At 64.3% G+C, this 11828-nt stretch carries 14 protein-coding genes; 4 read left to right on the top strand and 10 right to left on the bottom strand.

The features are described from left to right. The first annotated feature begins 134 nt into the window (after positions 1 to 134). Both cysK and epsC read left to right on the top strand, forming a co-directional pair. Complete coding sequence (gene cysK / locus GTA51_RS16725) at positions 135 to 1064, top strand: cysteine synthase A (RefSeq protein ID WP_160963079.1); 930 nt, start codon at positions 135 to 137, stop codon at positions 1062 to 1064. Then, on the top strand, positions 1064 to 2011 hold the full coding sequence (gene epsC / locus GTA51_RS16720) for a serine O-acetyltransferase EpsC (protein ID WP_160963077.1): 948 nt from the start codon (positions 1064 to 1066) through the stop codon (positions 2009 to 2011). Before cysK ends, epsC begins: the two co-directional genes overlap by 1 nt. A 91-nt stretch (positions 2012 to 2102) precedes the next feature. On the opposite strand, the gene GTA51_RS16715 is transcribed toward epsC, so the two are convergent. The 10 genes from GTA51_RS16715 to miaB all read right to left on the bottom strand — a co-directional run bounded on the left by GTA51_RS16715 (position 2103) and on the right by miaB (position 9236). Beyond that, complete coding sequence (locus GTA51_RS16715; RefSeq protein ID WP_160963075.1) at positions 2103 to 2312, bottom strand: TOBE domain-containing protein; 210 nt, start codon at positions 2310 to 2312, stop codon at positions 2103 to 2105. A 32-nt stretch (positions 2313 to 2344) separates the two neighbouring features. Then, positions 2345 to 2554 carry a TOBE domain-containing protein gene (locus tag GTA51_RS16710; RefSeq protein ID WP_160963075.1) on the bottom strand — a complete coding sequence of 70 codons (210 nt, stop codon included), beginning with the start codon at positions 2552 to 2554 and terminating at the stop codon, positions 2345 to 2347. A 344-nt stretch (positions 2555 to 2898) separates the two neighbouring features. Then, positions 2899 to 3705, bottom strand: a complete 807-nt coding sequence (locus GTA51_RS16705; protein ID WP_160963073.1) for a family 1 encapsulin nanocompartment shell protein — start codon at positions 3703 to 3705, stop codon at positions 2899 to 2901. Between the two features lie 18 nt (positions 3706 to 3723). After that, positions 3724 to 4107 (bottom strand): encapsulin-associated ferritin-like protein, encoded by a 384-nt coding sequence (locus GTA51_RS16700; RefSeq protein WP_160963071.1) that lies wholly within the window; start codon positions 4105 to 4107, stop codon positions 3724 to 3726. 126 nt (positions 4108 to 4233) lie between these two features. Beyond that, the gene (locus tag GTA51_RS16695) at positions 4234 to 4866 is read right to left on the bottom strand and encodes a TPM domain-containing protein (protein WP_160963069.1); all 633 of its coding nucleotides are present in this window, start codon (positions 4864 to 4866) and stop codon (positions 4234 to 4236) included. 9 nt (positions 4867 to 4875) lie between these two features. Further along, positions 4876 to 5826 (bottom strand): TPM domain-containing protein, encoded by a 951-nt coding sequence (locus GTA51_RS16690; protein WP_246198195.1) that lies wholly within the window; start codon positions 5824 to 5826, stop codon positions 4876 to 4878. 44 nt (positions 5827 to 5870) lie between these two features. Beyond that, positions 5871 to 6455, bottom strand: a complete 585-nt coding sequence (locus GTA51_RS16685; protein WP_160963065.1) for a LemA family protein — start codon at positions 6453 to 6455, stop codon at positions 5871 to 5873. A gap of 285 nt (positions 6456 to 6740) precedes the next feature. Further along, on the bottom strand, positions 6741 to 7406 hold the full coding sequence (locus GTA51_RS16680; RefSeq protein WP_160963063.1) for a histidinol phosphate phosphatase domain-containing protein: 666 nt from the start codon (positions 7404 to 7406) through the stop codon (positions 6741 to 6743). Positions 7407 to 7408: 2 nt separating this feature from the next. Beyond that, positions 7409 to 7903 carry a bifunctional nuclease family protein gene (locus GTA51_RS16675; RefSeq protein ID WP_160963061.1) on the bottom strand — a complete coding sequence of 165 codons (495 nt, stop codon included), beginning with the start codon at positions 7901 to 7903 and terminating at the stop codon, positions 7409 to 7411. Then, a complete protein-coding gene (miaB, locus tag GTA51_RS16670) occupies positions 7896 to 9236 on the bottom strand; it encodes a tRNA (N6-isopentenyl adenosine(37)-C2)-methylthiotransferase MiaB (protein ID WP_160963059.1) in 1341 nt (446 codons plus the stop codon). Before miaB ends, GTA51_RS16675 begins: the two co-directional genes overlap by 8 nt. Positions 9237 to 9424: 188 nt before the next feature. On the opposite strand from miaB, the gene dsdA reads away from it, so the two are divergent. Together dsdA and GTA51_RS16660 are read left to right on the top strand one after the other, a co-directional pair. Next, positions 9425 to 10711, top strand: coding sequence for a D-serine ammonia-lyase (gene dsdA / locus GTA51_RS16665; RefSeq protein WP_160963057.1), 1287 nt, complete (start codon positions 9425 to 9427; stop codon positions 10709 to 10711). Beyond that, complete coding sequence (locus GTA51_RS16660; RefSeq protein WP_160963055.1) at positions 10708 to 11580, top strand: DUF1848 family protein; 873 nt, start codon at positions 10708 to 10710, stop codon at positions 11578 to 11580. Before dsdA ends, GTA51_RS16660 begins: the two co-directional genes overlap by 4 nt. Positions 11581 to 11828: the final 248 nt, after the last annotated feature.

The following is an 11828-nucleotide window of genomic DNA, read 5'->3' as shown; positions in this document are numbered from 1 at the left end:
TTGGTTCCCTTTGACTGGCGGCGCGGTTGTTGCGAGGGTTTCCCTCGCAACAACCGCGCCGCCCGCCAAGGGGGTCCGGGGGGGATTATCCCCCCCGGCGGGTCCGGGCAGAGCCCGGTTAAGAGGGAGCAACCATGCGGATAGCGAATGATATGACCGAGCTGGTGGGTGGCACGCCTATGGTGTGGCTGACCAAGCTGGCCGAGGGCTGTGTGGCCCGGGTGGCGGCCAAATTGGAGTCGTTTAACCCGTGTTCGTCGGTCAAGGACCGCATCGGCGTGGCCATGATCCGGGCGGCCGAGAAAGAAGGGCGTTTGAAGCCGGGGGCGGTTGTCGTGGAGCCGACCTCGGGCAATACCGGCATCGGGCTGGCCTTTATGTGCGCTGTGCGCGGCTATCGGCTCATGCTCACCATGCCGGAATCCATGAGTGTGGAGCGGCGCACGCTGTTGCGGGGTTTTGGGGCCGAGTTGGTCCTCACGCCAGCCGCCAAGGGCATGACGGGCGCGGTGGAGCGGGCGCGCGAACTGGCCGACACGATTCCCGGGGCGTTTATGCCCATGCAGTTTGCCAATCCGGCCAACCCAGAGATCCATGCCCTGACCACCGGGCCGGAAATCTGGCAGGACACCGACGGCACGGTGGATATTTTTGTGGCCGGGGTCGGCACGGGCGGCACGGTGACGGGCGTGGCCCGGGCGCTGAAGGCGATAAAGCCAGGGGTTCAGGCCGTGGCCGTGGAACCGGCTGCCTCGCCGGTGCTGTCCGGCGGCAAGCCCGGTCCCCATGCCATTCAGGGGATCGGCGCAGGGTTTGTACCGCAGGTGTTGGATCGAAGTCTGGTCGATGAAGTGTTTGCGGTGGAAAACGACGCGGCCATGGTCATGGCCCGGCGGCTGTTGCGCGAGGAAGGCATCCTGTGCGGCATTTCTTCCGGGGCCAATGCCTATGCAGCCCTTGAGATTGCCAAGCGGCCGGAAAATGCCGGCAAGGTGGTGGTTTTTATCGTGTGCGACACGGGCGAGCGCTACCTTTCAACCCAGCTTTTTGCTGAGGGCGTCTGATGACCGCAATAAATGTGCGATTGCCCAGCCCACGCAAGCGTACGCCGGTGGAATGGGTGACGGAGATGTTGTGCGAGGAGGCCTCGTACGAGAAGGTGTATCATCGGCCGCTGCATGACGAGCCCATGCCGTCGGTGGCGGTGCTGGCCGAGGTCATGGACCGGCTGCGCGGCGTGATTTTCCCGGGTTATTTCGGCCATTCCGATGTGGCCCCGGAGAACATGCGTTTTCATATCGGAGCCAGCCTGGACGCCGTCAATAGGCTGCTCATTGATCAGGTGCGGCGCGGGCACTGTTTTTTTTGCGAGATCGAGCGGGCTGGCACCTGCCAGGATTGCCAGGAGCGGGCCGAACGTCTGGTGAGCGAGTTCCTCATGCGTCTGCCCGACATCCGCGAGGCCCTGGCCGAGGATGCTTTGGCGGCCTATGAAGGCGACCCGGCTTCGCGCTCGCCGGGCGAGACGATTTTTTGCTATCCAAGCCTCACGGCGCTCACCCATCACCGGGTGTCCCACGAGTTGCACAAGCTCGGTGTGGATCTGATTCCGCGCATCATCTCGGAAATGGCCCATTCGCGCACCGGCATCGACATCCACCCCGGGGCCACCATCGGCCGGCGGTTTTTTATCGATCACGGCACCGGCACGGTCATCGGCGAGACATGCATCATCGGCGACAACGTGCGCCTGTATCAGGGCGTGACCCTTGGGGCCAAGAGCTTCCCCAAAGACGAGGCCGGGGTGTTGGTCAAGGGCAACGCCCGCCATCCCATCGTCGAGGACGACGTGGTGATCTATTCCGGGGCCACGGTGCTGGGTCGCATCACCATCGGCAAAGGGGCGGTCGTTGGCGGCAACGTCTGGGTGGTGGACGACGTGCCGCCCGGAGCGCGCATTGCCCAGCAGGGGGCCGGCGGCGTGATCATCCGCGATGGTGCTGGGATTTAGCCCGGCGGGAGCCCGAGCAAGCCAAAGGGAAAAACGAAAGCCCGGCTGCAACAGATGTTGCAGCCGGGCTTTCGGCATTGGCGGCTAAAGACTACTCGGCGACGATCATGACGCTGGAGGCCTTGACCATGGCCTTGACCTTGGCGCCGGCCTTAAGGCCCATGGCCTCGGCGGATTCCTTGGTGATGACCGAAACGATCTCGACGCCGGGGGCGGCTTCGATGACGACTTCGGCGTTGACCATACCGATGGTGACTTTCTTAACGGTGCCGGGGATCAGATTGCGGGCGCTGACTTTCATGGTATGTCTCCTGAAGATTGGTTTTTTTGAAACTACTCGGCGACGATCATGACGCTGGAGGCCTTGACCATGGCTTTGACCTTGGCCCCGGCCTTAAGGCCCATGGCTTCGGCGGATTCCTTGGTGATGACCGAAACGATCTCGACGCCGGGGGCGGCTTCGATGACGACTTCGGCGTTGACCATGCCGATGGTGACTTTCTTAACGGTGCCGGGGATCAGATTACGGGCGCTGACTTTCATGGCAAAGTCTCCTGGATGTTTGCTATCAGTTCCGGGACAACGGGCGCTGTTCCGGGTGAATCGTTGCGTTGAGGGGAAAATAGTACAGAATTTAGTCACACGCAAATTATTTTTTTCGTGTGACTGATGTTATTTTTAACAATCGTAATTTCAAGGTATTAAGCGCGTAGGAGTCGCGCCTTTGAAATAATCGTGATTGTTCAGGGTGAGGTGCTGCTAGAGCTTTGTTTTGATGTTTTCACGCTTAATTTGAGTTTGTTGGCGTTGCATTCCGTGTTGCCTCGATGCGGCAGCAAGGCCCGGTGTCCGCCGCAACCGCGACGCGGATCGCGGCGGACGCTGTCTTAGCCGGCGGTGTAGTCGAGGCGCACCACCACCGTGGGGTCCAGCACCTGGAATGTAAAGGATTCCAAGAAGAAGAGGGCCACTTTCTCGGTGTCGTGGGAGGCGTAGCCGATGGCGATGTCGCCGCCCAGCGTCATTTCCAGATCGCCGCCCCGGGTGGAAACGACGTAAGCCTCCTCGATAAAGGGGCTGACGATAACCTGGCCGGCGAGCATGGTCTCCAGATACTGCGACAGGGGATAGCCCCGGACATGGCCGGACAGCGCCACCCACATCTCCGGCCCGACCACCAGGGCATAGGGGCCTTCCACCGAGGTCTTGCGCAGGGCGGTAAGCGCTTTGGACACCTTGTCGGCAATGTCTTCGGGATCGCCCGAGACCTGCATACGGCTTTGGCTGGAGACTTCCGACAGGCCTCTGATGCCGGCCGGGGCAAAGCCGTGGTAGAGGGCTTCCTCCTCGAATCGGGCCAGCTTTTCGGCGGCCGCATCCAGGCCGGCCAGATCAAGATCCTTGCCGCCCCGGGCGGCGTTGTCGATTTCGGCGATGTCCAGGGTGAAGGCCACCTTGACCTCCACCAGCGGTTTGACCTGATGCAGGCCGTAGGTGATGCCGGATACGGACTGGGTCTTGGCGTATTCGATGCGTCCCAGCGGCACAGCGGCGAATTCCCAGCCCAGGGGGCCGGTCACGTCCATCACCCGGCGGGCGGAGAGCATGGTGGTCAGGGTTTGTCGGGCGCGGTTGTCCACGGCCTGCCAGGCGGCGGCGGTGATGGGGGCGAGATCGCGTTTTAAGATATCCATGGCGTCTCCCGGAGTTGTTTAGCGGGTTCCCTTGAGGCTGCCGATGCCGAGCGAACCGGACCCGGCGCTCGGGCCGGCCTGGGCCGCGTCAGTAGAGCCGGCCGGGCCTGTGGCGGCGTCTTCCAGGGCGGTTATGTCGCCGGTCGTGAAGAGATAGGTGCGCATGACCGCGTCCCAGCCCGGCATGGTGCGGCGCAGCCACTCCAGGCCCATGATGGCATGCTCCATTTCTTCGTCGCGGTTGTGGGCCATGATGGCTTTGATCTGAGGATCGGTGGCGGCTGACACCCGCTGGTGGTACCAGTTGATGGCTTCGATTTCTTCCTTAAGGCTCATAAGAGCCCGAACGAAATCCCGATCCAGGGGTGAGAGCTCGGCCACAGGCTCGTGGTACTGGTCCATGACTCCTCCTTGCAAAGGCCCATTGCGTCTTGGTCGGGCCTTTTGAGTTTGGAGCCAGTATGCCACAGGTCAAGGCAATTGCAACGCCAGGAACCGGCAAAATGGCGTCGTTTGCGGCGCAAGGCGTCAGATGAGGATCAGGTTTTTGATCTCGTCGGGGTTGTCGGCAGCGGGCGGAAAATGCGGGGCGAGCCGGTCGGCCAGGGTGTCGATGCAGTCCGCAAGGGCTGCAGCCTGGCGTCCCTGGGCGATGCCGGCGGTCAGGGCGGCGGTGGCGGCGTCGAGGGCCTGGGTGTCGAGTTTGCCGGCCAAGCCGACGTCGGGCTGGAGAAACACCAGCCGCTCAAAGACCGAGACATAGATAAGCACCGCGTTTCGGGCCTTGGTTTCGGTCAGGCCGTGGGTGAAAAAGGCTGCCTGGGCCGCCTGTTTCGTTTCCAGAAGCGCCCGTTCCCGGGAGACAAACAGGCGTCGAACAGCCGGGGCGCGTTTGGCCACCTCGAAGGCGACCAGGGCGAAGATGCCGAAAAAAAGTAGGAAAAGCCACAGGTTGCGGGTGCCGAAAGCCAGGCAGAGGAGCAGCCCGGCCGTCAGCCCCACCGCCACGGAACAGGCCAGATCGGCCTTGGGATAGTCATCGCTGGCCCCGACCACCATGGGCACGATTTCGGCTGAGGTCCGTTTTTCCGCCGCTGCCACGGCCGCCACGAGCGTATCCCGGTCGGCCGGGGACAAAAACGCATCTACAAGCTTTCGCATGATCCTCTCCTACCAACTGCCCGACGAACCGCCGCCGCCAAAGGAGCCGCCGCCGCCGGAAAAGCCGCCGCCGCCCGACGACCCGCCGCCGCCGACAAAAAAGCCGCTGCGGCCGCTGCGGCTGCCGCGCAGCATCAAGGGGCCAATAAGCCCCAGCACCACCCCGGCCACAAGCAGCAAGCCAAGCATGGCCAGGGGCAGGGCGAAAAGCGCACCGACAATGGGCATGGCCAGGCCGAAAATGCCGGCCCGGGCCAGGGCCGGCAGCCCGGAAAGCAGGGCGATGAGAAGCATGGCCAGGATGAACAGGCCAAAAAAGGCGCTGTCGTCGTGGCCCGAGGCTGTGCCGGGTTCCGCAGCCCCCTTGTATTCGCCGCGCGCGCCTTCGATGATGGCCGTGGTCCCGGCTTCTATGCCGGCGTCGTAGTTGCCGGCCTTAAAGGCCGGAACAATGACGTTGTCGATGACGCGACCGGTGAGCGCGTCGGTCAGGCGTCCTTCCAAGCCGTAGCCCACCTCGATGCGCACCTTGCGGTCATCTTTGCTGATCAGCAACAACACGCCGTTGTCCTTGCCTTTTTGGCCGATGCCCCAGGCCTGGGCCACTTTGACGGCGTAGTCCTCCAGGGGTTCGCCAGAAAGCGACGGGATGGTCAAGACCACCACCTGAGCGGAATCGCTGCGCTCAAAATCGGCGAGTTGGGCGTCGAGACGGGCGGCGGCGGCCGGGGAGAGCAGATGGGCCGTGTCGGTAACCCGGCCTTCCAGGCGCGGCACGGCCAGGGCCAGGGCCGCTCCCGCCCAGAGGGTCAGCGCGACCAGCAGGGCGAACAGGCCGGCCAGTCCCGTCCCGGTCAGCCGCCATCGGCCTGGCTGCGTCCCGGTCACGCCTGCCCCGTGTTGGGGACTGGCCAGGGAAATGGCCCGCGCCATGGCGGGAGGGGTCGAGGGTCGCGTCATCATCGCTCCTTGGGCCGGCTGCCTCTCTGCTTATAAGCGCAACGCTAGAACTTCACTTTGGGAGCCTGCTGGGCGGCTTCGTCGGCCTTGTAATACTCTTTGGGCTTTAAATGGAGCATAAACGAATTGGTGACGGAGTTGGGGAAGGTGCGGATGGAGCTGTTGTAGACCTCAACGGTCTGATTATAGCGTTGCCGGGCCACGTTGATGCGGTTTTCCGTGCCTTCGAGCTGATGTTGCAGATCTCGGAAGTTCTGGTCGGCCTTGAGCTGGGGGTAGTTTTCAGCCACAGCCAAAAGGCGCGAGAGGGCGGACTGCATCTGTCCCTGGGCCTGCTGGAAGGCGGCCATGGCCTGGGGATCGGCCAGGGTTTCGGGAGTGAGTTTGATTTGTCCGGCCTTGGACCGGGCGTCGGTGACGGCGGTGAAGGTGTCTTTCTCGTGGCTGGCGTAGCCTTTGACTGTTTCCACCAGATTGGGGATCAGATCCAGGCGGCGTTGCAAAGCGGCGTCCACATTGCCCCAGGCACCCTTGACCGCCTCTTCGTTGGTCTGCATCTGGTTGTAGCCACAGCCGGGGAGGACGGAAAGAGTCAGGAATATCGCGAGAATGCCAAATAATCTGGTCATGGGCGCTCCTTGGACGGATTGCAACGTTAGGTTGCATATAGGCCGGGAGCCAGACAGACGCAAGGCATTGGCAGCAGAAAACGGCTTCGTGCGCTCGGAGTGCCTCCGGCGGCCGGGGGGGATAATCCCCCCCGGACCCCCTTAATAGGAGAAGTATTTCAAGGGGGCTGGGTTGCAGGGGCAGACGCCTTTCCCCCTTAACCCCTTGCCTTTCAGGTGGGATTCCAAAGGGCTCAGCTCTTTGGCCGCCGGAGGCCTCTTTCTCTTCCTCTTTATTCTCTCTCGCTAGTCGGTGCGGCCTCGGCCGAGGATGCGTGAGACGATGTCACGGGAGTTGGATTCGGCTTGCAGATATTCTTCCAGGGTGAGCCCGGCACCCAGGGCGACTTTTTTGCGGCGTTCCTGGCTGACCAGATCGTCGGGTTCGTGGGCGTCGTTGTTGATGACAAGTTTGGCCCCGAAGCGCCGGGCCAGGACGGCCACGTGGCCGTTGGTCAGGCTGTGGCCTTTGCGGGTGGTGATTTCCAGGGCCACGCCGCGTTCGGCGGCCAGTTCGGCTTCTTCCGGGGTGATGAGTCCCGGGTGGGCCAGGATGTCGCAACCGGCTTCGATGGCGGCCAGATTGGTGCCGCGTTCCACCGGCTCGACGATGGTTTCGCCGTGGACCACGATGAGCTGCGCCCCGGCTTCTCTGGCCCGGGTGACGAGTTGGGGGATCAGCGGCGGCGGCACATGGGTGATCTCCACCCCGCACAGCACGGTGACCTCAAGAAACGCCCCGGTTTCGGCCGTGAACCGGCTGATATTGGAGACGATGAGATCGAGGTTGGAATGGTCGGCGTGATCGGTCATGGCCATGGCCCGATAGCCGGCCTTGGCGGCGCGCCGGGCCAGTTCGGCCGGAATGAGGACGCCATCGGAAAACGTGGTGTGGGTGTGCAGATCGATCATGGTCACATCTTGTATTTTGTATCGTTGGGGTCGTATTTTTCGAGCAGTTCCGTCCACTTGTCCGCGTCGTCGGTGGAGAAGGCGACCACCGAGGCTTCCTTGGATTCGTTGGCCACCTGTTCGATGACCTCTTCGGCCACCAGAATCGGGGCTTTGGCCCGCAGGGCCAGGGCGATGGCGTCGGAGGGGCGGCTGTCGATGTGCCGGATGCCGCCTTCCACCTCCACTTCGATGCTGGCGTAATAGGTGCCCTCGGTCAGTTCCGTGATATGGACGGCTACCACGTGGGCGTCGAGCTTGTGGATCATGTTAAGCAGCAGATCGTGGGTCATGGGACGCGGCAGTTCCACGTCGTTTAAGGACAGGGAAATCGCCATGGCCTCCATGGCCCCGATCCAGATGGGCAGGACGGTTTTTTCCTCGGAATCCTTGAGGATCAGCACCGGCACCTGGGATTCTTCGTCCAGGGCAAGGCCGAAGACTTTCATTTCAATCATGTTCTGCCTCCGCCTCCCCGAGCAGGGAGTGCTTTTTGGCGAGTACGATGCGAACCCGCACCAGCCGGCCCGTAGCGTCGTTCAGGCCCGGCAGGGGCAGATTGACGATGCGGCCGGCGCTGTCGCGGCCCCGCCAGGACGGGCCGGAGGCTCCGTCGCGCCGGCTTGGTCCTTCGATGAGCACCGTATCCGTCTGCCCCACCCGGGCGGCCAGGGAGGCGGCCAGACGCTCGTCGAGCAGCCGTTGCAGTTCGGCCAGCCGGGCGGCCTTTACTTCCTGGCTGATCTTGGGCTCCAGACGCTCGGATGCGGTTCCTGGCCTGTCACTGTACATAAATGAGAAGCCGCTTTCAAATCCAACGTGGCGCACCAGATTAAGGGTGGCCTGGAAATCGGCTTCGGTTTCGCCGGGAAAGCCGACGATGAAATCCGTGGTGAGCGCGATATCGGGGCGCGCCCGGCGCAGTTTGTGAACCAGCGCCAGATAGGCGGCCGTGTCGTAACGCCGGCCCATGCGCCGCAAAATGTCGTCGGACCCGGACTGTACCGGAAGATGGAGCGCCGGGCAAAGGGCGGGCAGGGAGGCAAACCGTTCGATGACCGCATCGTCCAAATCTTTGGGATGCGAGGTGGTAAACCGGATGCGCGCAATACCGGGCACGGCGGCAACGGCGTCCAGGAGTGCGGCAAAGCTGGTGCCATCGCCGGAATCGTCTAAGCCGTAGCTGTTGACGTTTTGGCCCAGCAGCGTCACTTCGCGCACGCCGCGCGCGGCCAGGGCGGTGCATTCGGCGATGATGGAGGCCAGGGGGCGCGATTTCTGGCGGCCGCGCACAAAGGGGACGATGCAGTAGGCGCAATAATTGTCGCAGCCCTGCATGATGGAGACAAAGGCCCGGGGTGGCAGCTTCTCCTCGGGCCAGGACTGGTCGCGTTCGGGGTAGGATTCGGTGAAGTCCAAAAGCGACAGGCGAAGGCCCGGTTCGTTAGCCAGACGCGCCAAGGCCTTGGGTGCGGCGGCAATGCCGTCGGTGCCAAAGACCAGACGCACCATGGGGAAGCGTCGCCACAGGGCCGTGCCGAGCTGTTGGGCGGTGCAGCCGCCGACAGCGATAAAGGCGTTGGGATTGTCCCGGTGGCGGTCGGCGATGCGCCCGATTTCGCTGACCACTTTCTGCTCCGGCTTGTCGCGCACCGAGCAGGTGAAAAGGATAAAAAGTTCGGCGTCTGCGTCAGAAGCCGGGGTGAAGCCTTCCGCAATAAGGGAACGGGTGAGCCAGTCGCCGTCGCCGACGTTCATCTGGCAGCCCATGGTCGTGACGTGAAATTTCATAGCGCGTAAGGCATAATGCACGAACGGCCGGCGGTAAAGGCCCGGCCGGGCGATTGTGGCGGCGGGGCACGGCGGCTTGTCCCGGCGTTTGAAAAAATATGCGGGCAGAGGGGCATTGTCGCTGGGCTGGCTGTGCTTTCCCGGCCGACGGCATTGGCGACAGGGGCAATCTGGGCTATGGCGTCGGTATGGATGCCGCTCTTGAAGCCGGCCTGCGCGCCGGACACCCCGTTTTTTTCGTCAATCCCGGCCGCGCCCCCATCGAGGCGGTGGCCGCGTCCCTGCCCGTGACCCTGGCCGACATAACGGCCGCAAAGGCGCGTCTGGCCCGGTTTGCGCCGCTTTTGGCCGAACTTTTTCCGGAATTGGCCCCAAGTGGCGGCTGCATCGAATCGCCGCTGCTGCCTGTGCCGGTCCTGGCCCGCCGGCTTCAAGCGGCTGGCCTGCCCAGCCAGGACCGGGTGTATCTCAAGGCCGACCATGCCCTGCCCGTGGCCGGCTCGGTCAAGGCCCGGGGCGGGCTGCATGCCGTACTGGCCGTGGCCGAGCGCCTCGCCCTGGCTCAGGGGCTGCTCACCGGCCCGGACGACGACGTTCGCCTCCTGGCCGAACCGGACGCCCGGGCGTTTTTTTCCGGCCACACCCTGTCGGTGGGTTCCACCGGCAACCTGGGCCTGTCCATTGGCATCTTCGGCCGGGGCCTGGGGTTTGCCGTCACGGTCCACATGGCGGCCGAGGCCCGGGCCTGGAAAAAGGAAAAATTGCGTGGCGTCGGGGCAACGGTCATCGAACACCCGGGCGACTACGCCGCTGCCTGCGCCACAGCCCGGGAAGAAGCGGCCCATGCGACGCGCCTGCATTTTATCGATGATGAAAATTCCCTGGATCTGTTTCTGGGCTACGCCGTGGCCGGGCTGGAGCTGCCGCAGCAGCTCGCCGCCTGCCGTATCGACGTTGCGCCGGCTTCGCCCCTGGTTTTGCACCTGCCGTGCGGGGTGGGCGGCGCGCCGGGCGGCATCGCTTGCGGCGCGCGGCTGGCCCTTGGCGATGCCGCCCTGGCCGTTTTCGTCGAGCCGACCCAGGCCCCGGCCCTGCTGCTCGGGCTGGCCACCGGGCGGCGCGCCGGGGTCAGCGCCGCCGACTATGGCCTTACCGGGCGCACCGTGGCCGACGGATTGGCTGTAGCCCGGCCGTCGGACCTGGTCTGCCGCAGCATGGAGCCCATTTTGGACGGCGCCCATACCGTGCCCGACGCGGCCATGTTGGCGCATGTGGCCGAAGCCTGGACCGCAGAAGCGCTTCGCCTGGAGCCGGCGGCCGCTGCTGCCCTGGCCGGTCCCCTGGCCGTGCGTCGGGCCGGGTTGCCGGCCCTGGCAGATCGCCCGGCCACACATATTCTCTGGGCCACGGGCGGGAGCCTGCTGCCCGACACCGTGTTTGCCGAACTGCTGGCCAAAGCCGGAGCGCGCCTGTGATCATAAGCGCCAGCCGGCGCACCGACATCCCGGCCTTTTACGCCCGCTGGCTCATGGCGCGGCTGCGGGCAGGCTTTTGCGAGGTGCAAAATCCCTTTAACGCCGCCCAGATTTCCCGCGTCTCCCTGGCTCCCCACGATGTTGACGCCATCGTCTTTTGGACCCGCGATCCACGACCGCTTCTGTCCCACCTGCCGGACATCATGGCTCTGGGCCATGAGCCGTTTTTTCTGGTGACCCTTTTGGATAATCCCCGGGCCTTGGACCCCAAATGCCCGGGACCGCAGACCGCACTGCCGGCCTTTGCTAGTCTGGCCGATGCCCTGCCCGGCCGGGTCGTGTGGCGCTACGATCCTATCGTGCTGACCGGGGCCACGCCCCCGGACTGGCATCGCCGCACCTTTGCCCGTCTGGCCGCCGCCCTGGCCGGGCACACCGACCGGGTCATCGTCAGCTTCGTCGAACCCTATCGCAAAATCGCCAAGCGTATGGCTGCCCTGGCCGGGGCGGGCTATGCGTCCCTGGACACGACGCCTGACGAACACGTACGGTTGCTCCTTGATCTGCGTGATATGGCCGCCGCAAACGATCTGACCCTGGCCACGTGCTGTCAGCCGGCGTACGCCGAGGCCGCCGGCATCCCGACCTCGCGCTGCATCGACGCCGCCTGGATCAGCGCCTGCACCGGCCGCGCCATCCCGGCCGGCAAGGACGCCGGCCAGCGGCCGGGCTGCGGCTGTGCCCCAAGCCGCGACATCGGGGCCTACGACCGGTGTCTCTTTGGCTGCGCCTACTGCTACGCCACGGCGAGCTTTGACCGCGCCCGGGAACACTTCGGGCGGCATGATCCTGACGCGGCCCGGTTGTGAGGGGAACGGGGAACGCGGGGGCGGCCCCAGTGCGAGGTGCCACCGAACATGGGGTTTGCCGGGGGCGAGTCCTGTCGGCGCGCTGTGCGGCCCAAGCGCGAAGCGCCCCCGGAGGCCGGGTCTTCTGGTCACGGCCGGGGCAACTCGGCAGGCTGGACAGGTTGGGGGATATCTGCTCTAAGGTTATCCAATCTCGTTTTTCCTTTGTTATTATGTCATGATGTGCAAGCGGCTGGGGCGGCTTGCTG

This window comes from Solidesulfovibrio aerotolerans, from assembly GCF_009856865.1.
Taxonomy (GTDB): domain Bacteria; phylum Desulfobacterota; class Desulfovibrionia; order Desulfovibrionales; family Desulfovibrionaceae; genus Solidesulfovibrio; species Solidesulfovibrio aerotolerans.
The sequence above is the reverse complement of the archived record's forward strand: the minus strand, read 5'-3'. Positions and strand labels throughout refer to the sequence as shown.